The organism is Burkholderia sp. AU30198 (assembly GCF_020419825.1).
GTDB lineage: Bacteria > Pseudomonadota > Gammaproteobacteria > Burkholderiales > Burkholderiaceae > Burkholderia.
On sequence record NZ_JAIZSA010000010.1, the window covers coordinates 117,258 to 137,189 of the forward strand.

Annotated in this window: 20 protein-coding genes; 10 read left to right on the top strand and 10 right to left on the bottom strand. The window is 67.3% G+C overall.

Annotation, left to right across the window (positions count from 1 at the left end):
* Positions 1–7: 7 nt before the first annotated feature.
* Positions 8–523: an SRPBCC family protein gene (locus tag LGN19_RS22110; protein WP_226217105.1), complete on the top strand. Its 516-nt coding sequence runs from the start codon at positions 8–10 to the stop codon at positions 521–523.
* A gap of 46 nt (positions 524–569) precedes the next feature.
* Here LGN19_RS22110 and LGN19_RS22115 read toward each other — a convergent pair whose 3' ends face one another.
* The 6 genes from LGN19_RS22115 to LGN19_RS22140 all read right to left on the bottom strand — a co-directional run bounded on the left by LGN19_RS22115 (position 570) and on the right by LGN19_RS22140 (position 8,329).
* Complete coding sequence (locus tag LGN19_RS22115) at positions 570–1,619, bottom strand: ABC transporter ATP-binding protein (RefSeq protein WP_226217107.1); 1,050 nt, start codon at positions 1,617–1,619, stop codon at positions 570–572.
* 28 nt (positions 1,620–1,647) lie between these two features.
* Complete coding sequence (locus LGN19_RS22120) at positions 1,648–3,246, bottom strand: ABC transporter permease (protein ID WP_226217109.1); 1,599 nt, start codon at positions 3,244–3,246, stop codon at positions 1,648–1,650.
* A gap of 2 nt (positions 3,247–3,248) precedes the next feature.
* Positions 3,249–4,283, bottom strand: a complete 1,035-nt coding sequence (locus tag LGN19_RS22125) for an iron ABC transporter substrate-binding protein (RefSeq protein ID WP_174976962.1) — start codon at positions 4,281–4,283, stop codon at positions 3,249–3,251.
* Positions 4,284–4,348: 65 nt separating this feature from the next.
* On the bottom strand, positions 4,349–5,653 hold the full coding sequence (gene efeB, locus LGN19_RS22130) for an iron uptake transporter deferrochelatase/peroxidase subunit (protein ID WP_122944630.1): 1,305 nt from the start codon (positions 5,651–5,653) through the stop codon (positions 4,349–4,351).
* A gap of 11 nt (positions 5,654–5,664) precedes the next feature.
* The gene (locus tag LGN19_RS22135) at positions 5,665–6,798 is read right to left on the bottom strand and encodes a hypothetical protein (RefSeq protein ID WP_122944631.1); all 1,134 of its coding nucleotides are present in this window, start codon (positions 6,796–6,798) and stop codon (positions 5,665–5,667) included.
* A gap of 64 nt (positions 6,799–6,862) precedes the next feature.
* Positions 6,863–8,329 carry a carbohydrate porin gene (locus tag LGN19_RS22140; protein ID WP_226217111.1) on the bottom strand — a complete coding sequence of 489 codons (1,467 nt, stop codon included), beginning with the start codon at positions 8,327–8,329 and terminating at the stop codon, positions 6,863–6,865.
* Between the two features lie 680 nt (positions 8,330–9,009).
* Between LGN19_RS22140 and groES the strand changes: the two genes are divergently transcribed.
* Together groES and groL are read left to right on the top strand one after the other, a co-directional pair.
* Complete coding sequence (gene groES, locus LGN19_RS22145) at positions 9,010–9,303, top strand: co-chaperone GroES (protein WP_011351136.1); 294 nt, start codon at positions 9,010–9,012, stop codon at positions 9,301–9,303.
* Positions 9,304–9,349: 46 nt separating this feature from the next.
* Positions 9,350–10,990, top strand: coding sequence for a chaperonin GroEL (gene groL, locus LGN19_RS22150; protein ID WP_226217114.1), 1,641 nt, complete (start codon positions 9,350–9,352; stop codon positions 10,988–10,990).
* Between the two features lie 108 nt (positions 10,991–11,098).
* Here groL and LGN19_RS22155 read toward each other — a convergent pair whose 3' ends face one another.
* The 4 genes from LGN19_RS22155 to LGN19_RS22170 all read right to left on the bottom strand — a co-directional run bounded on the left by LGN19_RS22155 (position 11,099) and on the right by LGN19_RS22170 (position 13,956).
* Positions 11,099–11,548, bottom strand: coding sequence for a hypothetical protein (locus LGN19_RS22155; RefSeq protein ID WP_226217116.1), 450 nt, complete (start codon positions 11,546–11,548; stop codon positions 11,099–11,101).
* Between the two features lie 4 nt (positions 11,549–11,552).
* Entirely contained in the window at positions 11,553–12,167 is a 615-nt protein-coding gene (locus LGN19_RS22160; RefSeq protein WP_226217118.1) for an N-acetylmuramoyl-L-alanine amidase, read from the bottom strand.
* 15 nt (positions 12,168–12,182) lie between these two features.
* Positions 12,183–12,650 carry an Hcp family type VI secretion system effector gene (locus LGN19_RS22165; RefSeq protein ID WP_226217120.1) on the bottom strand — a complete coding sequence of 156 codons (468 nt, stop codon included), beginning with the start codon at positions 12,648–12,650 and terminating at the stop codon, positions 12,183–12,185.
* 439 nt (positions 12,651–13,089) lie between these two features.
* Positions 13,090–13,956 (bottom strand): hydroxymethylpyrimidine/phosphomethylpyrimidine kinase, encoded by an 867-nt coding sequence (locus LGN19_RS22170; RefSeq protein WP_043181580.1) that lies wholly within the window; start codon positions 13,954–13,956, stop codon positions 13,090–13,092.
* Between the two features lie 254 nt (positions 13,957–14,210).
* Between LGN19_RS22170 and LGN19_RS22175 the strand changes: the two genes are divergently transcribed.
* From LGN19_RS22175 to LGN19_RS22205, 7 genes are all read left to right on the top strand, one after another.
* Positions 14,211–14,381: a rubredoxin gene (locus tag LGN19_RS22175; protein WP_004186709.1), complete on the top strand. Its 171-nt coding sequence runs from the start codon at positions 14,211–14,213 to the stop codon at positions 14,379–14,381.
* Positions 14,382–14,485: 104 nt separating this feature from the next.
* Positions 14,486–15,787 carry a hypothetical protein gene (locus tag LGN19_RS22180; RefSeq protein ID WP_122944633.1) on the top strand — a complete coding sequence of 434 codons (1,302 nt, stop codon included), beginning with the start codon at positions 14,486–14,488 and terminating at the stop codon, positions 15,785–15,787.
* A gap of 182 nt (positions 15,788–15,969) precedes the next feature.
* The gene (locus tag LGN19_RS22185; RefSeq protein ID WP_011351143.1) at positions 15,970–16,548 is read left to right on the top strand and encodes a YqgE/AlgH family protein; all 579 of its coding nucleotides are present in this window, start codon (positions 15,970–15,972) and stop codon (positions 16,546–16,548) included.
* On the top strand, positions 16,545–16,994 hold the full coding sequence (gene ruvX, locus LGN19_RS22190; protein ID WP_027788201.1) for a Holliday junction resolvase RuvX: 450 nt from the start codon (positions 16,545–16,547) through the stop codon (positions 16,992–16,994). Before LGN19_RS22185 ends, ruvX begins: the two co-directional genes overlap by 4 nt.
* Entirely contained in the window at positions 16,981–17,493 is a 513-nt protein-coding gene (pyrR, locus tag LGN19_RS22195; protein ID WP_122944634.1) for a bifunctional pyr operon transcriptional regulator/uracil phosphoribosyltransferase PyrR, read from the top strand. Before ruvX ends, pyrR begins: the two co-directional genes overlap by 14 nt.
* 73 nt (positions 17,494–17,566) lie before the next feature.
* The gene (locus tag LGN19_RS22200) at positions 17,567–18,598 is read left to right on the top strand and encodes an aspartate carbamoyltransferase catalytic subunit (protein ID WP_006476735.1); all 1,032 of its coding nucleotides are present in this window, start codon (positions 17,567–17,569) and stop codon (positions 18,596–18,598) included.
* A 52-nt stretch (positions 18,599–18,650) separates the two neighbouring features.
* Complete coding sequence (locus tag LGN19_RS22205) at positions 18,651–19,928, top strand: dihydroorotase (protein ID WP_226217122.1); 1,278 nt, start codon at positions 18,651–18,653, stop codon at positions 19,926–19,928.
* Positions 19,929–19,932: the final 4 nt, after the last annotated feature.

A 19,932-nucleotide genomic window follows, 5' to 3' on the forward strand; every position in this document is an offset into this window, starting at 1 on the left:
AGGCTGCATGGCGGAATACCGGTTCTCGACGACCTGGCGCGTGGACGCGCCGCTCGCGGTGGTGTGGGACGCGATCTACCAGGTCGACCGCTGGCCCGGCTGGTGGAAGGGCGCCGTGAGCACCGTCGAGATCGAGCCGGGCGACGCGCGCGGTGTCGGCGCGCTGCACCGGTACACGTGGAAGGGGGCGCTGCCGTACCGGCTGGCCTTCGACATGCGCGTGCGACGCGTCGAGCCGCCGCATGTGCTCGAAGGCCGCGCGAGCGGCGCGATCGAAGGCGACGGGTGCTGGTCGTTCATCGCCGACGGCGCACGCACGATCGTGCGCTACGACTGGCACATCCGCACGCACGTGCGCTGGATGAACCGGCTGGAGCCGCTCGCCCGCCCGCTGTTCCGGTGGAATCACGACGTCGTGATGCGCGAAGGCGCGAAGGGGCTCGCACGGCTGCTGGGTGCGGCGGTCGAAACGGAGGGCCGGACCTTCCGGCCGTTGCCGGATGCGGACTGCGCGGATGCCTGATGGCCTGTGAATGCGTGCGAAAGCGTTGAGCGGTGGGCCGCGCCGCTCAGCGCGCGTATGCCATCACCGCGCCATCCACCACCAGCGCGACACGTTCACCGACGGCCGGACACCGGTGTCCCGGCACGCGTACGCGCACGAGCACGTCGAGATCGGCCTCGAGGCGCACGAGCACGTCGGCGTCCTGGCCCGCGAATTGCGCGGCCTCGACGCGTGCCAGATGGCCGCGCACCGCATCGGCCTGCGCGATCGGCACGATGCCGATCTGCTCGGGGCGCAGCATCGCATCGGCCGGCCCGTCGGGCAGCGACGCGACGAGCGGCAGTTCGCCGAGCGCGCACGCGATGTGCCCGTTGCGTACGCGGCCGGCGAGCAGCACGGCCTGCCCGACGAACGACGCGACGTCGCGCGTGACGGGCTGCCGGTACAGCGTCTGCGGCGCGGCCGTCTGTACGAGCCGGCCGTGCCACATCACCGCCACTTCGTCGCCGAGCGTCATCGCCTCGGGCTGGTCGTGCGTGACGAGTACCGATGTCGCGCCTGCCGCGGCGAGCGCATCGGCGACCGCGCTGCGCGTTTCGTGGCGCAGCGACGTATCGAGCGCCGAGAACGGTTCATCGAGGATCACGAGCGACGGTTCGGGCGCGAGCGCGCGGGCGAGCGCGACGCGCTGCTGCTGCCCGCCGGACAGCTGCTGCGGCGCGCGGCTCGCATACGACGCGGGCAGCCCGACCATCTCGAGCAGTTCGTCGACGCGATGATGGCGGCGACGTGCCGCGCGCGGCAGCCCGAACGCGATGTTGTCGGCCACCGACAGATGCGGAAACAGCGCGCCTTCCTGCGGCACGTAGCCGATCCGGCGCTGTTCGGGCGGCAGGTGCACGTCGGGCGCGGCCACGCGGCGCCCGTCGATTTCGACGGTGCCGCGCTCGGCGCGTTCGAAGCCGCACAGCACGCGCAGCAGGGTGGTCTTGCCGCTGCCGGACGGGCCGAGCAGCGCGAGGCGCGAGCCGCGCCGCACCGTGAGATCGATGTCGTGCAGAACGGTATGCGATCCGAACGATTTGGACAGGCCGTGAATGCGTAGTTCGCTCATGGGCGGTTCCGGGGAAAAAGGGCGGCGCTCAGTCGCGCACCGACGCGCGGCCGAGCAGCAGGAACAGCAGTCCCGATGCGCCGAGCGACAGTGCGACGAGCAGCGCCGCATAGGGCGCCGCGGCGGCGAACGCGAGCGTCGCCGTATCGCTCCACACCTGCGTCGCGAGCGTGCGGGTGCCGATCGGCGACAGCAGCAGCGTCGCGTTGAGTTCCGTCACGACCGAGATGAACACCATCGTCGCGGCCGCGCCGAGGCCGGGTGCCGCGAGCGGCAGCACCACGCGCGTGAGCGTCGCGCGCCAGCCGAGACCGAGCGAGCGCGCGGTTTCCTCGAGCCGCACCTGCACATGCGACAGCGCGGCACGCACGCTGACGACCGCGAGTGGCAGGAACAGGATCGCGTACGCGCCGACGAGCGCCGGTGCGCTCTGGTAGAGCGGCTGCAGCAGCCGCACCGTGATCGACACGATCGCCAGCGCGACGACGATGCCCGGCACACCCTGCACGGTCATCGCGGTGCGTTCGAGGAGCGTCGCGACGCGGCCCGGATAACGGACCAGCAGGAATGCGAGCGGCAGCGCGAGCAGCGTCGTGACGGCTGCCGCCATCAGGCCATAGCCGGACGACGTGAGCGTGGCCTGCCACAGCAGCTCGGGCGATACGTCGGCCGGCGTGACGGCGGCCGCACCCTGTTGCGTGAGCCAGTAGCCGATCATCGCGAGCGGCACGCCGAGCGTCGCGGCCGAGAGTGCGGCGAACGCGACGGCGACGGGGCCGCGCAGATGGCCGAGCGGATAGCGCATCGCGACGCGGCGTGCGGCGCGGTGCGTATGGCCGTAGCGCGCATGGCCGCGCGCGCGTGCCTCGATCGCGAGGCACAGCAGGCACAGCGCGATCAGCACGCAGCCGAGCAGCGATGCGCCGCCGCCGTCGAACGCGGTGCGGTATTCCGCATAGATTTCGGTCGTGAACGTGCGAAAGCGCAGCAGCTGGAATGCGCCGAACTCGGACAGCACGCCGAGCGCGACGAGCAGCATCCCGCCGCACAGCGCGGGGCGCAGCTGCGGCAGCACGACGCGGAAGAAGGTATGCCACGGCGAGCAGCCGAGCGTGCGCGCGCTTTCCTCCAGCGCGGGATCGAGCTCGCGCAGCGCCGCGGCCACCGGCAGGTAGACGAGCGGGAAATACGCGGAGGTCAGCACGATCAGCGCGCCCAAGAAATCCTGCAGGTCGAGGCTCAGCGACACCCACGCGTAGCTCGTGATGAACGGGGGCACCGCGAGCGGCGCGGCCGCGAGCGCGGTCCACAGCGGCCGGGCCGGCAGGTCGGTGCGCTCGATGAACCACGCGACCGCCGTGCCGAGCAGCGTGCACGCGAGCGTCGCGGCGAGCGTGATCGACAGCGTGTTGACCAGCAGTTCGCCGACGAGCGGGCGCCATATCAGCTCGATTGCATCGTCGACGCCGAAGGTGGCCGCGCGGTACAGCGTGAAGCCGAGCGGCAGCAGGATCGCGAGCGGCCCGCACGCGGCCGCGGCGACGAGCGCGCGCGACGGGCGGCGCCGCGTCGCGGTACGCTCGCCGTCGCGCGCGGTGCGCGCCGTGCGGGACACGGCGTCGCTCATGGTCAGAGCAGACCGGCCTGGCGCAGCAGCTTGCCGGCCTGGCTGTCGTCGCCGAGCTGTTCGAACGTCAGTGCCGGCGGGCTCAGTTCGTTGAACGGCTTCAGGATCGGATCGGGGGCGACGCCCGGGTGCAGCGGATACTCGAAGCTGATGTGGCCGCCCGCCATCAGTTTCTGCGCACGCTCGCTGACGAGATACGCGACGAACTTCTGCGCTTCCGGCTGGTGCTTCGATGCCTTCAGCACCGCGGCGCCGGACACGTTGACGGCACCGCCGACGTCGCCTTTGCCGAAGTGGTAGATCGCGCTGCGGGTCGACTTGTCGCCGAGCTGGGCGTGCAGGCGGTCCCAGTAGTAGTTGTTGATGATGCCGGTCAGCACGCCGCCGCGGTTGACGGCCGCCGTCACGCCTTCGTCGTCGTCGAAGATCTGCGCGTTGGCCTTCAGGCCCTTCAGCCATTGCAGCGTCGCGGCTTCGCCGTGCAGTGCGAGCACCGCGCTCACGAGCGGCAGGAAGTCCGCGTCGCTCGGCGCGACGCCGACCTTGCCCTTCCACTCGGGCTTCGCGAGATCGAGCAGCGATGCGGGCAACTGCTGCGGCTGGATTTTCGCGGTGTTGTAAACGAGCACGTTCTCGCGCGCGAGCACGCCGACCCAGTTGCCGTCGGCCGGATTGAAGCGCGCGGGCACCGACTGCAGCGCGGCGCCGTCGGTCTTCGCGAGCAGGCCCTTGCGGTCGAGCAGCACGAGCTCCGGCGAATTCTCGGTGAAGTACACGTCGGCCGGCGTGCGGTCGCCTTCCGTGGCGAGCTGCGCGGCGAGTGCCGGGCCTTCGCCCGAGCGCACCTTCACGGTGATGCCGCTCTGTGCTTCGAAGTCCTTGACGAGCTGGTTGACGACCTGCTCGTGCTGCGCGTTGTACAGCGTGAGCGTCGCGGCATGCGCGCGCGCGGCGTGCAGCGCGCCGGTCAGCATCAGCGCGGCTGCGGCCGCGGAAATCAGGTGCCGCAGCGGGCGGCTAACGGGTGAAGTGTTCATGTCTTGTTTAGCAGGTTGCACCCGGCCGGGCCGGGAAGGAGTGCCTTGACTTGCGTTGCGTGTCGTCATGCGTCGAACAGCGCGGCGCCGATGTACGAACCAGGTTGCGCGCCCGGCGGGCACGCGAAGATCGCGCTGCCGACGTGCGTGGTGAACTGGTTCATGATGTCCAGCTTCGCGAGCTTCTCGTTGATCGGAATGAAGCCCTTGCGCGGGTCGCGCTGGTGCGCGACGAACATCAGCCCCGCGTCGTACTCGGTCTGCTGGCGCCACGGCGGCCAGCGCTCGATGTAGAAGCTCGTGCTGTCGTTGTACGAGTACGCGCGGCGCAGGATCTGCGCGCCGTTGTTCAACTGCGGCGATGCGAGGCGCGCGTGCGCGTTGTCGGGGATCACCGGGTTGCCGTCCTTGTCGGCCGCGTCGAGATCGAGTGCCTCGAACTCGTGCTTCTGGCCGAGCGGCGCGCCGCTGTACTTGTGACGGCCGACCACCTGCTCCTGGAAGCCGAGCTCCGTGTTGTCCCAGTGCTCGAGCGTGATGCGGATCCGGCGCACGACCGTGTAGGTGCCGCCGTTCATCCATGCCGGGCCTTCGCTGCCGGCCCACACGAATTCATCCATCGCGGCCGGATCGGACATCGGCGGATTCATCGTGCCGTCCTTGAAGCCCATCAGGTTGCGCGGCGTCTCGCCGGGCTTGCCCGACGTGAAGCCGGCCTGGCCCCAGCGCATCTGCGTCGCCTTCGCGCCGAGGCGCACGAGCTGGCGTACCGCGTGGAACGCGACCTGCGCGTCGTCGGCGCACGCCTGGATGAACAGGTCGCCGCCGGTCTTCTCGGGCAGCAACTGATCGCCATTGAAGCGCGGCAGGTCGACGAGCGCGGCCGGGCGATGCTTCGCGAGGCCGAAGCGGTCCTTGCCGGCGAGCGCGAACATGCCGGGGCCGAAGCCGAACGTGATCGTCAGGCGTGCAGGGCCAAGGCCGAGCGCGTCGCCCCCGTCGGCCGGCGCGACGTCGTCGCTGCCCGTCGCGGCGAGCGGCTGCGCGGTGTCGCCGCGCGTCATGCGCGCGGCGGCGTCGGTCCAGGTCTTCAGCAACGCGATGACATCCGCGCGCTGAGCCGTCGTCAGGTCGAGCGCCGCGAAATACGCGTGGCGCTGCTGCGGCGTCGCGATGCCGCTCTGGTGCTTGCCATAGAACGGCTCGACACCGTCATGCGCGGAAGCGGGTGCAGGTGCGGCGGCAGGTGCATCCGCGGCCTTCGCGGCCGGGATCGACGCCGCCGCGAGGCCGGCGGCCACCGCGGCGCCGCCCGCCTTCAGGAAGCCACGCCGCGCGGGGCGCGGTGGCTGGTTGGAATCGTCTGCCATGGTTGGCTCCATTACTTCGCGAGCAACAGCGTGTTGACGTCGTCCGCGACGTAGTAGAAGCCGTCGCCTTCAGGCGTCATCGCGATGCCGAACAGGTTGCCGTTGCCGGGGGGCGTCTGCGCCTTGTCGGTATTGATCCAGCGCGCGTAGATCTGCTTGCCGGCGACCGGGTCGATCTCGACGACCTGGCCGTTCTGCGCGTTGGTCGCGAGCAGGTGGCCGTTCGGTGCGGTGGCGAGCGCGAGCGGGCGGCGCAGGAAGCCGTCGGCGGTGATCTGGCGGCCGACGCCCGCGCTGGTGTCGCGCGTGAGCGGGTCGTCGATCTCGACGATGCGGTTGCCGATCGCGTCCGATACGTACAGCTTCTTCTGGTCGCCGGACAGCGCGAGGCCGGTCGGGCCGACCAGGAACACGCCCTTGTCGGCCTGCGCGCCGAGGCCGCTCGCGACCACCGTTTCCTGCTTGATGACGGGCGGCTTGCCGGCCGGCACGTCGAGGTCGAGACGCAGCACGGTCGCCTGCTTGTAGACGGGCGGATTGCCGTCCGCGCCGCCGACGCCGAAGCCGGCCATGCTGACGAACAGCGTCGCGCTGTCGCCGCGGTCGACCACGGCCATGTTGCCCCACGGGTCGTTGATGTTCGGGGTCGACCACGTCGACGCGATCTTGCCTTGCGGATCGAGCACGATCAGGCAGCCGGCGCCCTTGGTGTTGGTCGTGCCGTCGTTGCTCGGCGTGCTGCCGACGATCACCCAGCCGGATTTCAGCATCGTCATCGCCGTCGACAGGCCGACGCCGCCCGGGCACGCCTTCAGGTCGCGCGGGATCGATGCGAACAGGCTCAGCTGCTTCGTCGACGGGCGGTAGTTGACGATCGTGCTGCCGGTACCTTGCAGGTTCGCCGCGTTGTTGAAGTTGTCGACGAGCACGTCGCCCGCCTGGATCGTGCCGGCCGACACCGGCGCGACCGCGATCGCGTACGGGTTCTGGTCGCCGTTGTCCGGCACGGTGTTGACGAGCGTGGTGTGGCGATGCACGGTCTCGAGGAAACCTTGCGGCTCGGCGAGTGCGCCGGCGGCTGCCGTCAGCGCGGCGGCGGCCAGTACGCCCGTCGCGAGGCGGCGAAGCGGGGCGGATGGATTCATGTGAGTCTCCTGGAGAGCGCGCCGTCCGGGCGGCGCGCGAAAATGGGCAGCGTGGGTGCGTCGCTCAGAACGTGATCGTCGTACGCGCGCCGATCACGAACGTGTTGCGCAGCGGCTGGGTCGCGTCGCTCGGGTTCTGGCCGGCGCCGGCATTGAACGTGTACTGCGCGTCGGCCTGGACGATCCACCACGGGTTGACCTGATACTGGTAGGTCGCTTCGAGCGTCGTCTCGCGGGTGCGCACGCCGTACGGGCTGGCCGCGAACGACTGCGCGGTCTGGTCGAGGTCGGTCACGTGGTTGCCGACCTGGATGTACGTGACGCCGAGGCCGACGCTGTCGTTGTCGCGGCCTTCGAACGGCGCCTTCAGCACGATCCCCGCGTTGGCCGACAGGCTCACCAGGTTGCGGTCGCCCGGCGCGCCCATCACGCGTGCGAACACGCCGAGGCTGCGCGGGCCGGTCGGGTCGGGGCGCCAGATCATCTGGTCGGCCACCGCGTAGAAGCTGTAGTTGCCGTGACGCTGCTGCGCGTTGCCGTTCGACGCGGGATCCGCGAGCGACAGCCCGTCGGTGCCCACGTTCTGGTCCGCGAAGCGGCCGTTGTGATACCAGACGCCGATCTTGTAGGTGCCCGGCAGCCCGTTCGAGTGGCCGGTGTCCATTTCGCCGTCGGACGGCTGGTTCAGCGCGTACTGCAGTTCGCCGATATAGAGCGCGCCGTTGTGCAGGTTGAAGTTGGTGCCGCTCAGGTTGCTCGGGTTGTTGCCGAGCGGATCGCCGTCGAACACGCCCGCGAGCGCGGTGAGCGTCGGCGTGATCTGCGCACGCACGCGCACGCCGAGGCCCGCGAGCGGATACGCGGGGCCGCCGTTCGGCAGGTCGTACGACGGCAGCGCGGGCCAGCCGAACATCGTGTTGACGAACGTGTTCGCATACGTGCTGACCATGAATTCCTGGTCCAGGCTCTGCTGGCCGATCTTCACGTCGACGCGCTTGTCGAGGAACGACTGCTGGTACCAGAGCTCCCACAGGCGCGTCGTGCCCTGCGCCTCGATGCCGCTCGCGGTGTTGAGCGTGCCGAGGTTTCTCGTGCTGAGGTTGGTGCCGTGGATCTGCAGCGCGCTGACGTTGAACGTGCCGCCGGGCAGGCCGATCGCCTTCTGCGTGTCGACCGTCAAGGTCGCGGTCGTCAGCCCGTCGTACGCACCGCCGCGGTTCAGGCCGCCGCGCACGTTCGCGAGGTATTCGCTGGTTTCGGTGATCTGCAGCGTCGCACCGTACTTGCCGAGCCACGGACGGATGCCGCCCATGTCGCCGAGCAGGTTCTGGCGCGTCCAGATGCCGGTCAACGCGTTGGTCGGCTTCGCCTGGATCGCGAGGTCGGCCTCGGGCGCTTCGGGCTGCGCGTCGACGGGCGTGTCGGCGAAAGCCGCACCGCTCGCGAACGATGCGCACGCGAGGATGGCCGCGCAAGCGGCGGGGCGCATCCGGACCCGGATGTTGTCTCCCTGGAACGACGCAAACTTCATATCAAATCCCTGGTTCTATTTAGTGTGGAGTCCTGCTTTTAAGGCGCTGTCCGCTGGGGCGGCGCCGATCGGCCAGGGCACGCAGATGACTGCAATCCGGCGCATCGTAGGAGTGTCAAATGGGAAAGTCAATGTAAACGAGAATGATTCGCATCTGAATTACTGAATGTAATCCGAACCCTTACGGATGAGGGCTGACACGTGTTTTTCGTCGAGGTAAACCGTAAATATCTGTGTAATGACAATGTATGGTTAGATGCGGATCGATGGATCCGCGGAAGGGGCCCGAAGGTCGTCCGGCGGAGGTGGCCGGGCGTGTCGCGGCGGACGGAATCGACGCCCGCACAGGTCTTTTGATGCGATGCCGCCGATCGCAGGAACTCCGTGCTTACCCGGTGTCCAAACGGGGCTGGATGAGATTCGCGGGCCGCTCGGGCCCGCCGGCCAGGCCGGGTTGAGTTCGTCAGGGTATTGTTTCGAAAGGGTTTTTGGTTGTTTTCGCGTGCTTTACCCGCCGCGTCGCCGCCCTGAAAATTCGTCCGGTTCCCCTTCTTGAATTTGTCAAAACCCGTCCATATAATTAGCACTCGCTGCACGAGAGTGCTAACAATTCTCTGCCGGGCGATAAGCCGGGCAGATTCCCTAAGCGTTCTTCAATCTCAGTCAAGAGAGGAGTGAATATGAACCTTCGTCCTTTGCACGATCGCGTGATCGTCAAGCGCCTGGATCAGGAAACCAAGACCGCCTCGGGCATCGTGATCCCCGACGCCGCTGCTGAAAAGCCGGATCAGGGCGAAGTCCTGGCCGTCGGCCCGGGCAAGCGCGATGACAAGGGCGCCCCGATCGCGCTCGACGTGAAGGTCGGCGATCGCGTCCTGTTCGGCAAGTACGCAGGCCAGACCGTGAAGGTCGACGGCAACGAACTGCTGGTCATGCGCGAAGAAGACATCATGGCCGTGGTCAACGCGAAGTAAGCGTCCACCGACGGTACATATTCCCAAGAATTCAAGGAGTTAGAAGATGGCAGCTAAAGACGTCGTATTCGGCGATTCCGCCCGTTCGAAGATGGTCGAAGGCGTGAACATTCTCGCCAACGCAGTCAAGGTCACGCTGGGTCCGAAGGGCCGCAACGTCGTGCTCGAGCGCAGCTTCGGCGGCCCGACGGTCACCAAGGACGGTGTGTCGGTCGCGAAGGAAATCGAGCTGAAGGACAAGCTCCAGAACATGGGCGCGCAAATGGTCAAGGAAGTGGCTTCCAAGACCAGCGACAACGCAGGCGACGGCACGACGACGGCAACCGTCCTCGCGCAATCGATCGTTCGCGAAGGCATGAAGTACGTCGCATCGGGCATGAACCCGATGGACCTGAAGCGCGGCATCGACAAGGCAGTCGCAGCGGCTGTCGAAGAGCTGAAGAAGATCAGCAAGCCGTGCACGACGAACAAGGAAATCGCACAGGTCGGCTCGATCTCGGCGAACAGCGACACGTCGATCGGCGATCGCATCGCTGAAGCGATGGACAAGGTCGGCAAGGAAGGCGTGATCACCGTCGAAGACGGCAAGTCGCTGGCTGACGAACTCGACGTCGTCGAAGGCATGCAGTTCGACCGCGGCTACCTGTCGCCGTACTTCATCAACAACCCGGAAAAGCAAGTCGCCGTCCTCGACAACCCGTTCGTGCTGCTGCACGACAAGAAGGTGTCGAACATCCGCGATCTGCTGCCGGTACTCGAGCAAGTCGCGAAGGCTGGCCGTCCGCTGCTGATCATCGCTGAAGACATCGAAGGCGAAGCGCTCGCAACGCTGGTCGTCAACAACATCCGCGGCATCCTGAAGACCGTTGCGGTCAAGGCGCCTGGCTTCGGCGATCGTCGCAAGGCGATGCTGGAAGACATCGCGATCCTGACCGGCGGCCAGGTGATCGCGGAAGAAACCGGCCTGACGCTCGAGAAGGCAACGCTGGCAGAACTGGGCCAGGCGAAGCGCATCGAAGTGGGCAAGGAAAACACGACGATCATCGACGGCGCAGGCGAAGCCGCGAACATCGAAGCACGCGTGAAGCAAGTGCGCGCGCAAATCGAAGAAGCGACGTCGGACTACGACCGTGAAAAGCTGCAAGAGCGCGTGGCGAAGCTGGCCGGCGGTGTTGCAGTGATCAAGGTCGGTGCTGCGACCGAAGTCGAAATGAAGGAAAAGAAGGCACGTGTCGAAGACGCACTGCACGCAACGCGCGCAGCTGTGGAAGAAGGCATCGTGGCAGGTGGCGGCGTTGCGCTGATCCGCGCTCGCACCGCGATCGCAGGCCTGACCGGCTTGAACGCCGACCAGAACGCCGGCATCAAGATCGTGCTGCGCGCAATGGAAGAGCCGCTGCGCCAGATCGTCACGAACGGCGGCGAAGAAGCCAGCGTCGTGGTGGCGGCAGTTGCTGCAGGTACGGGCAACTACGGCTACAACGCAGCGACGGGCGAGTACGTCGACATGGTCGAAGCCGGCGTGGTCGACCCGACCAAGGTCACGCGCACCGCACTGCAGAACGCAGCTTCGGTTGCAGGCCTGCTGCTGACGACGGACGCAGCTGTCGCAGAACTGCCGAAGGAAGATGCACCGATGGCGGGCGGCATGCCGGGCGGCATGGGCGGCATGGGCATGGACATGTAATCGACTTCGGTCGATGGTGTCCGGAGCGCGCAGCGATGCGCGTTCCAGCCAAAAGAAAAGACCCGCAGCGATGCGGGTCTTTTTTTATGGATTGCCGGGCGATCGTAATCAGAAGCCCGGCAGGTAGCATGAAGTATCGTCGTCTTCATCGTGAAGGCCGTAGCTGCACGCGAACGGATCGTGCCAGCCGTTGTTGCGCCCATTGTAGAGATAGACCGTGTTGTCGTTCGATGCCCACGTCAGCGACGCAGTGCCGCTGGAGTAAACGCGCCACCTCCCCGAGCTGCCGTCCGGGAACGAAATGGTGCCGTCCGAGTGGCAGGGCGAGTAGTAATCGTGGGCGACAAACTTGCCGTCAATCGGCGCGGCTCTCGAGAAGAACCGCTTCAGTTGCGCGACGGTCGGTGTGAAATCCTTGCATGCACCCTTGGTCAGCGGGTCGTCCGGGGTCGATGACTGGCCGGATTGCTCGACTGTCACGGCGCGTACCTCTCTGGCGTGGCAGATAGCGATCGGAACGCAAAGCAGAACCGCCGCGACACATTTGGCTAGAACCATGGCGTCATTCCCACTGTGCCGTGCTTGCCTCGGTGGCATTCTTGCGCCCGACTTCCGGGTGCCGATATACCTCACTCATCTCGACGTTCAGCGTTTCGGATAATTCTCGAACTAGCCATTTGAGCGATGAATTCTGTTCGGCCGTGACGCTTTCATAAACCGGTTCCGCTGTTTTCTCGTCGGGGTAGTACATGCCAACGAGTTCGATTCCGATTGCGTCGGAGTTGGATGGATAGCGGTCTGGAAACGCTTTCCGGGATTCGTGACGATAGGACGCGGCGGGGCCGGTCTGATACGCACGCCTTGCCGCCCGGAGGTCAACGGTCGAGCACTTGAGTGTGCTGATGCAGCGTGACTGTAATTTGCCGACGTGATTGGTGATTCTGTTCAGGGATGCGGTCTGATAGATCGTCCCATTTTTGTCGATCAGGAAATGGGCGCCGTTCGGTACGTGCGCGGAGTTGCTGTAACTATTGAAGGTGCTTGAGACGGTGGCGCCTCCAGTTTGATGGACGACGATTCCGTTCACGTGTTCCATCGGCCCACGTTCGATGGATGAATATATTTTGAGGATCACGCGCTCGGCATCGACATGGCCCTGCTTTGAAATGAAAAGCATGATTGCCTCCGATCCTCAGGTCGTTTTGCCGGTTTTGATGTCGTATCCTGCTGCGACCGTTCCGCCGCTCCCGCCTCGGGCGTTCTGAACGACATATTCCTGTCGGATGCTGGTGAATGAAAGTTGGACCTCCTCTCGCGGCCTGACCATGTTCAAATTGGCGGCCGACCTGATTCGCGTGATCAATACCTTATCCATCGTGATCTTGAGGTATTCGAGCGGTATGCCGCCGGCGTTGCGCATAACCAGAACGGCGTTCGCGATGTGATTGCCTTTCAGGCAATGCAGCATGAGGATCGGCGACGCACGATCAACATAATGTTCAATGGTCAGGTCATTGGCCGTGCATTTGCCGCCGGTGCGTGTGGTCGATGACTGGTCTGCGGACCAATCCCACGCCAATATGTCGATCTCGTCCAGATGAAAGGCATCTCGAGACTCGCCGCTGATGCCGGTCAGTTTCAGGAAAATGTCCTGCGCCATCGCACACTCCTTTGCATGGGTCACATTGAATGGCATGAACCGTAGCAGTGGAGATCGCGGCGAATCTATGGGATCGATTCGATTTTCGGCGAGCTTGGGGGGTGAAATGTACGAAGTCCGTTCATCGCTCGAGCGAGAATGGATGCAAATCGAGTCGGGGCGGCGAGAGCGCAGATTTGACCGCAATGACCGCAGCCGTGTCGGACTGTATGGGCGGGATCGCGCGGCCGACGGTTCGGATATCGGGCTGTGCGGGGTGGGAAGCCGAAGGTTTAGAGGGCGTTGCGCGGAGCCGACGGTCGTTGGCGATACATCGTGTGCATCAGCATTGAGTTCTCGATGCCGAATGCTGGTGTGATTGATGGATGCTTGCGGTAAAGGGGGAGAGAAGGGCGTAGCGGCGTTTGATTGTTCAAACGCCTGCGTGACCCCACGCGCCTCAATGCCGGTGCGATGTCCTCGGCACCGGGTCGGCCTTCGCGGCTGGCGGCGTGTCAGAGTCCTCGTTGCTGCGCGCCCAGAAGAACCGGTCGGGCAGGTACGCGCCCATGCCGGGCCGGAACGCGTCGCGGACGGCCTGGTACAGGTATTCCTGCGCCTCACGCACGGCTTCGGGCGGCTCCTGGCCGTTCGCGAGCAGCGCCGCGATCGCTGCGCCCAGCGTGTCGGTGATGCCCATCAGCCGGTGCGGCGAACGATCCCACATGTCCTCGCGCAGTTGCCCTTCCTCGCCGTACAGCGTGTTGACGAGCCGGTGCGAGCCCGTCTCGGACGACAGGATGTACTCGCACCCTTGCGACAGCAGGTGCGACAGGGCCGCATCGAGATTCGGCGCCTCGGCATCGCCGTCCGGCTGCGCGAGCGCGATCAGCGTCGCGTAGTCGGCGACCAGCAGCGTGGTTTGCGGCGCGAGCAGGTCGGCGATCGATTCGCGCAGGTCGTCGGCGGCGAGCACGTGCTCGTCGTCGAGCGTGAAGTCCGGCGCGAGCACGAGCGGCACGCCGTCGTAGTCCGCGACCACTTCGGCGATCGCGCTGACGACTTCCGCACGCGTGGTTGCGCCGATCTTGAACGCGGCGACCGGCATGTCCTCGAGCAGCATGCGCGCCTGGGCGGCGACGACGTCGGGATCGAGCCCCGTCACTTCGTCGCAGGCGGCCGAGTCGCGCACGGTGTAGCCCGTCAGGACAGACACGCCGTGACAGCCCATGCTCGCCAGGGTCAACAGATCGGCTTGAATGCCAGAGCCGCCGGTGGGGTCGGACAGGCCGAAGGTGAGGACGATCGGAGGGGCGTTGCTGGACATGTAGAAATGGGGCAAGAGAAAAACGGACAAGCGACGGACATGCGGACGGCGAGGCGAATTGGGCGTTTTTGGCCCTGTGTTGCCCGGCAGGCCGCACTTTTCAGTCATTATGCGGCGGAATCCGGCCCGCACGACGGATTTTTTAGCGCAGCGCAACGTAGTCGCGTTACTCCAGCGCGATTGCTAGGCAGTCCGGCCCCGACACGGTACCATCATGGCTCCCGAATTTACCGACTTTCCCGACGCGGCTTAAGATGGAATACAAGAGCTGGATGTGCCTGATTTGTGGCTGGATTTACGACGAAGAAGCCGGGCTGCCGGAAGAGGGCATTGCCCCGGGCACGCGCTGGGAAGACGTCCCGATCAACTGGACGTGTCCTGAATGCGGCGCCCGCAAGGAAGACTTCGAGATGGTCCAGATCTGACCGGATCCCCGGCCCACGGACACCCCGCTCAGGCCTCGCATCGGCCCGGCGCTCGCGCGCCGAGGTTCGCGCGAGCGACTTGACGATGACAGGCGCGCGTGTCCATGAGGCCAGAACCGGCGAACGTTCCCCACCCTGACGCACTGCCCAACCCGCGCGGCGGGGCTGTGCGCGCGGCCGACGCATGGCTTGCGGCGGCCGACGAGGCCTTCGAGCATCGCGACGACGCGGCCGTGCCGCTGTCCGCGGCGGCGGCCGTACTGGCGGAAGCCGGCTGGCTGCCGGCCGCGCGTTTCGCAGGGCAGTTGTCGGCTGCCGTGCCGCTCGTTGCCGTCGAACCGACTTCGGCCGGCTGGCGTGCCGCGCTGCGCGATTTCCGCGCGGCCGTCGCACGCCACAACCTGCGCGAGCTCGCCTGCTCGCCCGTTCTCTTCGAGCATTTCCGTGCGTTGCGTGCGCAAAGCGCCGCCGACCTGCGCGCGAACGCGCCGCTCGACGCGCTCGCGCTCGTCGGCCGCGCGGTGCCGCCGGCCACGCTGCGCGTGCTGCCCGATGCGTTCGCGACCCGGATTCGTGCCCGCTACGAACAGGCGCTGCTCGGCGTGCTGCGTGCGGAACGTGGCGCGCCCGACGCGGCACTCGACGAACTCGATGCGATGCTGGCCGCACTCGCCGGCGACGATCCCTACGATTTCTGGCGGCTCGCGGCCGCATGCGTGCGCGCGCTGCGTGCGAGCGGTGCGCCCGAGCTGAAGCGCTTTCTCGCGCGGACGAACCTGCTGCTCGGCGAGCACGCGCAGGGCCGGCGCAGTGCGCCGCCCGAACTCGTGCGCGAGACGGTGGCGCTGCTATGGCGCGATTTCGCGCTGTTCGGCGCCGCGGCCGAGGATGTCGCGCTCGTCGACGTATTGCACGACTACGGGCTGACGGTCGACTGGCACGTGGCCGGCACGCCCGCGTCCGAAGCGCTGTGGGAGGCCGATGCCGCGCGGGCCGAGCACGATGCGGTCGCCGCCGCGCCGACCCGCGCGCTCGGCGTCGTGACGGTCAATGCGCATGCCTATGAGGATTTCCTGCAGACGGCCGATGCGTCGATGGCCGACCTCGCGGCCGATCCGGCCGCGGCCGACGCGAGTGCCGCCTGGCATGCGTCCGGTGCCGCCTACCGGGTCGGCACGGCCGCGTGCGCGCTCGGGCTCGGCCACGCGGCGCTCCTGGCCGACACGCTTGGCCTGGCGTGGCGGCGGGCGGCGCATGGCGTGCCGCTCGCCGACGGCGGCCTCGACGCGCACGGCCATGCGTCCGACATGCTGCGCGCGGCGCTGCTGAAGATCGCGGCCGGCGTCGCGCCGCCGGATCTCACCGCGGCGTCCGGCGCACTCGGCGCGGCGCTCGGCCGGGCCTGACGAACAAGGGGACGAACACGCGCCGGCGGCCCTTGCCGCGCGGGCCCGCAACACGCTGCCGACAGCGCCCGCGCGCGTGTTAGAGTGCCATGTGATCCGTGCGCGCCGTTGCCAGCGCGGTGCGGCGTTGCTTGTTGATCGCGGCTCGGTCAGGCCGCGGCGTCTTTGCTAAAATTCAAACCATGTCAAAGCCTTCCGATCGCATCAATCTCACCAACCAGTTCCTGATCGCCATGCCGAACATGGCCGATCCGACGTTCTCGGGAACGGTGGTCTATCTTTGCGATCACAGCGAGCGCGGTGCGCTCGGCCTCGTCATCAATCGTCCTACCGACATCGACCTCGAATCGCTGTTCAACCGCATCGACCTGAAGCTCGACATCGAGCCGCTGCTGCACATCCCGGTGTACTTCGGCGGCCCGGTCCAGACCGAGCGCGGTTTCGTGCTGCATGAGCCGGTGGAGGGCGCGAGCTACAACTCGTCGATGTCCGTCGAGGGCGGGCTGGAGATGACCACGTCGAAGGACGTGCTCGAGGCGGTCGCGACGGGCACCGGCCCGAAGCGCTTCCTGTTGACGCTCGGCCATGCGGGCTGGGGGGCAGGGCAGCTCGAGGAAGAAATTTCCCGCAACGGCTGGCTGACCGTGGCCGCCGATCCGCGCATCGTGTTCGACACGCCGGCCGAAGAGCGTTTCGAAGCCGCACTCGGCCTGCTCGGCGTCAGCTCGTCGATGCTGTCCGGCGAAGCAGGGCACGCATGAGTGGCGCGAGCGCGCGCGATGCGACGCTCCTCGCGTTCGACTACGGCGAAAAGCGTATCGGCGTCGCGATCGGCAATGCGCTGACGCGCTCGGCCCGTGCGCTCGTCGTGATCCAGAACCTGAACCGCGAACACCGCTTCAAGGCGGTCGGCGACCTGCTGGCCGAATGGCGGCCGGACGCGCTCGTCGTCGGCCTGCCGATGCATCCGGACGGCACGCCGCACGACATGACGCAGCAGGCGAAGCGCTTCGGCAACCAGCTGAACGGCCGCTTCGGGCTGCCCGTCACGTGGGTCGACGAGCGCTATTCGTCGGTCGAGGCCGAGGCCGGGCTGCGCGAGCGCAACGTGCGCGGCCGCGCACGCGCCGAGATGCTCGATGCCGAGGCCGCGCGCGTCATCCTTCAACAGTATCTCGATCAATTGTCCGACCATGAGCACCATTGATGCCGAGGCGCTTTACCGCGTCCTGCTCGACCAGATCCGCGCCGCGTACGGCACGGCGTTCGCCGAACCGGGCGGCCCGCGGCTCGCCGGCATTCACAGCGGCGGCGCATGGCTGGCCGAGCGCCTCGCACACGATCTCGGCGCGCCGGCGTTCGGCGTCGTGAACGTCGCGCTGCACCGCGACGACTACGCGAAGAAGGGGCTGCACAGCCAGGCCAGCCCGACGTCGCTGCCGTTCGAGGTCGACGGCGCGCGCATCGTGCTCGTCGACGACGTGCTGTATACCGGGCGCACCGTGCGCGCGGCGCTCAACGAGCTGTTCGACTACGGCCGTCCGGCCGCGGTCGAACTCGCGGTGCTCGCCGATCGCGGCGGCCGCGAGCTGCCGGTTGCCGCGCGCTTCGCGGGCGGCGCGCTCGACGTGCCGGCCGATGCGACGCTCGTGCTCGCGCGCGACGACGCGCAGTTCACGCTGCGCGTCGAGGCGCACGGCGCCTGAACGACACGCGAACCGTATCCCGGGCCGCCGGTTTGCACCGCGGCCCGTTTGCATAGTTGGAATCACGCACACCATGACCACCGACACCACTGGCCGCACCGGCAATCCCGCTGCGGCCGCGAGCCCCGACCGGTTCCGCTACGGCTTCCTGAAGGGCAACCCGCAGCTCACGAAAAACGGCGAGCTGAAGCACCTGCTGTCGATCGAGGGCCTGCCGCGCTCGATCGTCAACCACATCCTCGATACGGCCGAGCAGTTCGTCAGCGTGACGGACCGCGAAGTGAAGAAGGTGCCGCTGCTGCGCGGCAAGTCCGTGTTCAACCTGTTCTTCGAGAACTCGACGCGCACGCGCACGACCTTCGAGATCGCCGCGACGCGCCTGTCGGCCGACGTGCTGAACCTGAACATCAATGCATCGTCGACGAGCAAGGGCGAATCGCTGCTCGACACGATCAACAACCTGTCGGCGATGCATGCCGACCTGTTCGTCGTGCGTCACGCATCGAGCGGCGCACCGTACCTGATCGCCGAGCACTGCGCACCGCACGTGCACGTGATCAACGCCGGCGACGGCCGCCATGCGCACCCGACGCAGGGCCTGCTCGACATGTACACGATCCGTCACTACAAGCGCGACTTCACGAAGCTGCGCGTGGCGATCGTCGGCGACATCCTGCATTCGCGCGTCGCACGCTCCGACATCCACGCGCTCACCACGCTCGGCGTGCCGGAAGTGCGCGCGATCGGCCCGCGCACGCTGTTGCCGGGCGGGCTCGAGCAGATGGGCGTGAAGGTGTTCCACAACCTCGACGAAGGGCTGAAGGGCGTCGACGTGATCATCATGCTGCGCCTGCAGAACGAGCGGATGAGCGGCGCGCTGCTGCCTTCCGCGCAGGAATACTTCAAGACCTGGGGCCTGACGCCCGAGCGCCTCGCGCTCGCCGCGCCCGACGCGATCGTGATGCACCCGGGCCCGATGAACCGCGGCGTCGAGATCGATTCGCAGGTCGCCGATGGCCCGCAGTCGGTGATCCTCAACCAGGTCACGTTCGGCATCGCCGTGCGGATGGCGGTGATGGGCATCGTCGCCGGCAACAGCGACTGAGCCTGCTTTCGCGCATCCCTATTCACGCAATCAACGCATTCACAGACAGCGCATGAAGATTCATATCAAAGGCGGCACGCTGATCGACCCGGTCGCCGGCACCGAGCGGCAGGCTGACGTATTCGTCGCGGAAGGCAAGATCGCCGCGCTCGGCACGGCGCCGGCCGGCTTCAACGCGGACCGGACGATCGACGCGTCGGGCCTGATCGTCGCACCCGGCCTCGTCGACCTGTGCGCGCGGCTGCGCGAGCCCGGCTACGAGCACAAGGCGACGCTCGCGTCCGAGATGGCCGCGGCCGTCGCGGGCGGCGTCACGACCCTCGTGTGCCCGCCGGATACCGACCCCGTGCTCGACGAGCCGGGCCTCGTCGAGATGCTCAAGTTCCGCGCGCGCAACCTGCACCAGGCGAACGTGCATCCGCTCGGCGCGCTCACCGTCGGCCTCAAGGGTGAAGTGATCACCGAGATGGTCGCGCTGACCGAGTCCGGCTGTGTCGGCTTCACGCAGGCCAACGTGCCGGTGCGCGACACGCAGGTGCTGCTGCGGGCGCTGCAGTACGCGAGCACCTACGGCTACACCACGTGGCTGCGCCCGCAAGACGCCTTCATCGGCCGCGGCGGTGTCGCCGCGAGCGGCGCGCTGGCGTCACGGCTCGGGCTGTCCGGCGTGCCGGTCGCGGCCGAGACGATCGCGCTGCACACGATTTTCGAACTGATGCGCGTGACGGGCGCACGCGTGCACCTCGCGCGGCTGTCGTCGGCGGCAGGCCTCGCGCTCGTGCGCGAGGCGAAGGCCGAGGGGCTGCCCGTGACCTGCGACGTCGGCGTGAATCACCTGCACCTGATCGACGTCGACATCGGCTACTTCGATTCGCAGTTCCGGCTCGATCCGCCGCTGCGCAGCGAGCGCGATCGCGAAGCGATTCGCGTGGCGCTCGCCGACGGCACGATCGACGCGATCTGCTCCGACCACACACCGGTCGACGACGACGAGAAGCTGCTGCCGTTCGGCGAAGCGACGCCGGGCGCGACGGGACTCGAACTGCTGCTGTCGCTGACGCTGAAGTGGGCGGACGAGACGCGCACGCCGCTCGCGCAGGCGCTGCGCCGCATCACGTCCGCACCGGCCGACGTGCTGCAGCTGCCGGCCGGCCGCCTGGTCGAAGGCAGCGCGGCCGACCTGTGCGTGTTCGACCCGCGCGCGCACTGGCGCGTCGAGCCGCGTGCGCTGAAGAGCCAGGGCCACAACTCGCCGTTCCTCGGCTACGAACTGCCCGCCTGCGTGCGCACGACGCTCGTCGCCGGGCAGATCGCGTTCGAGCGCCCCTGAACCA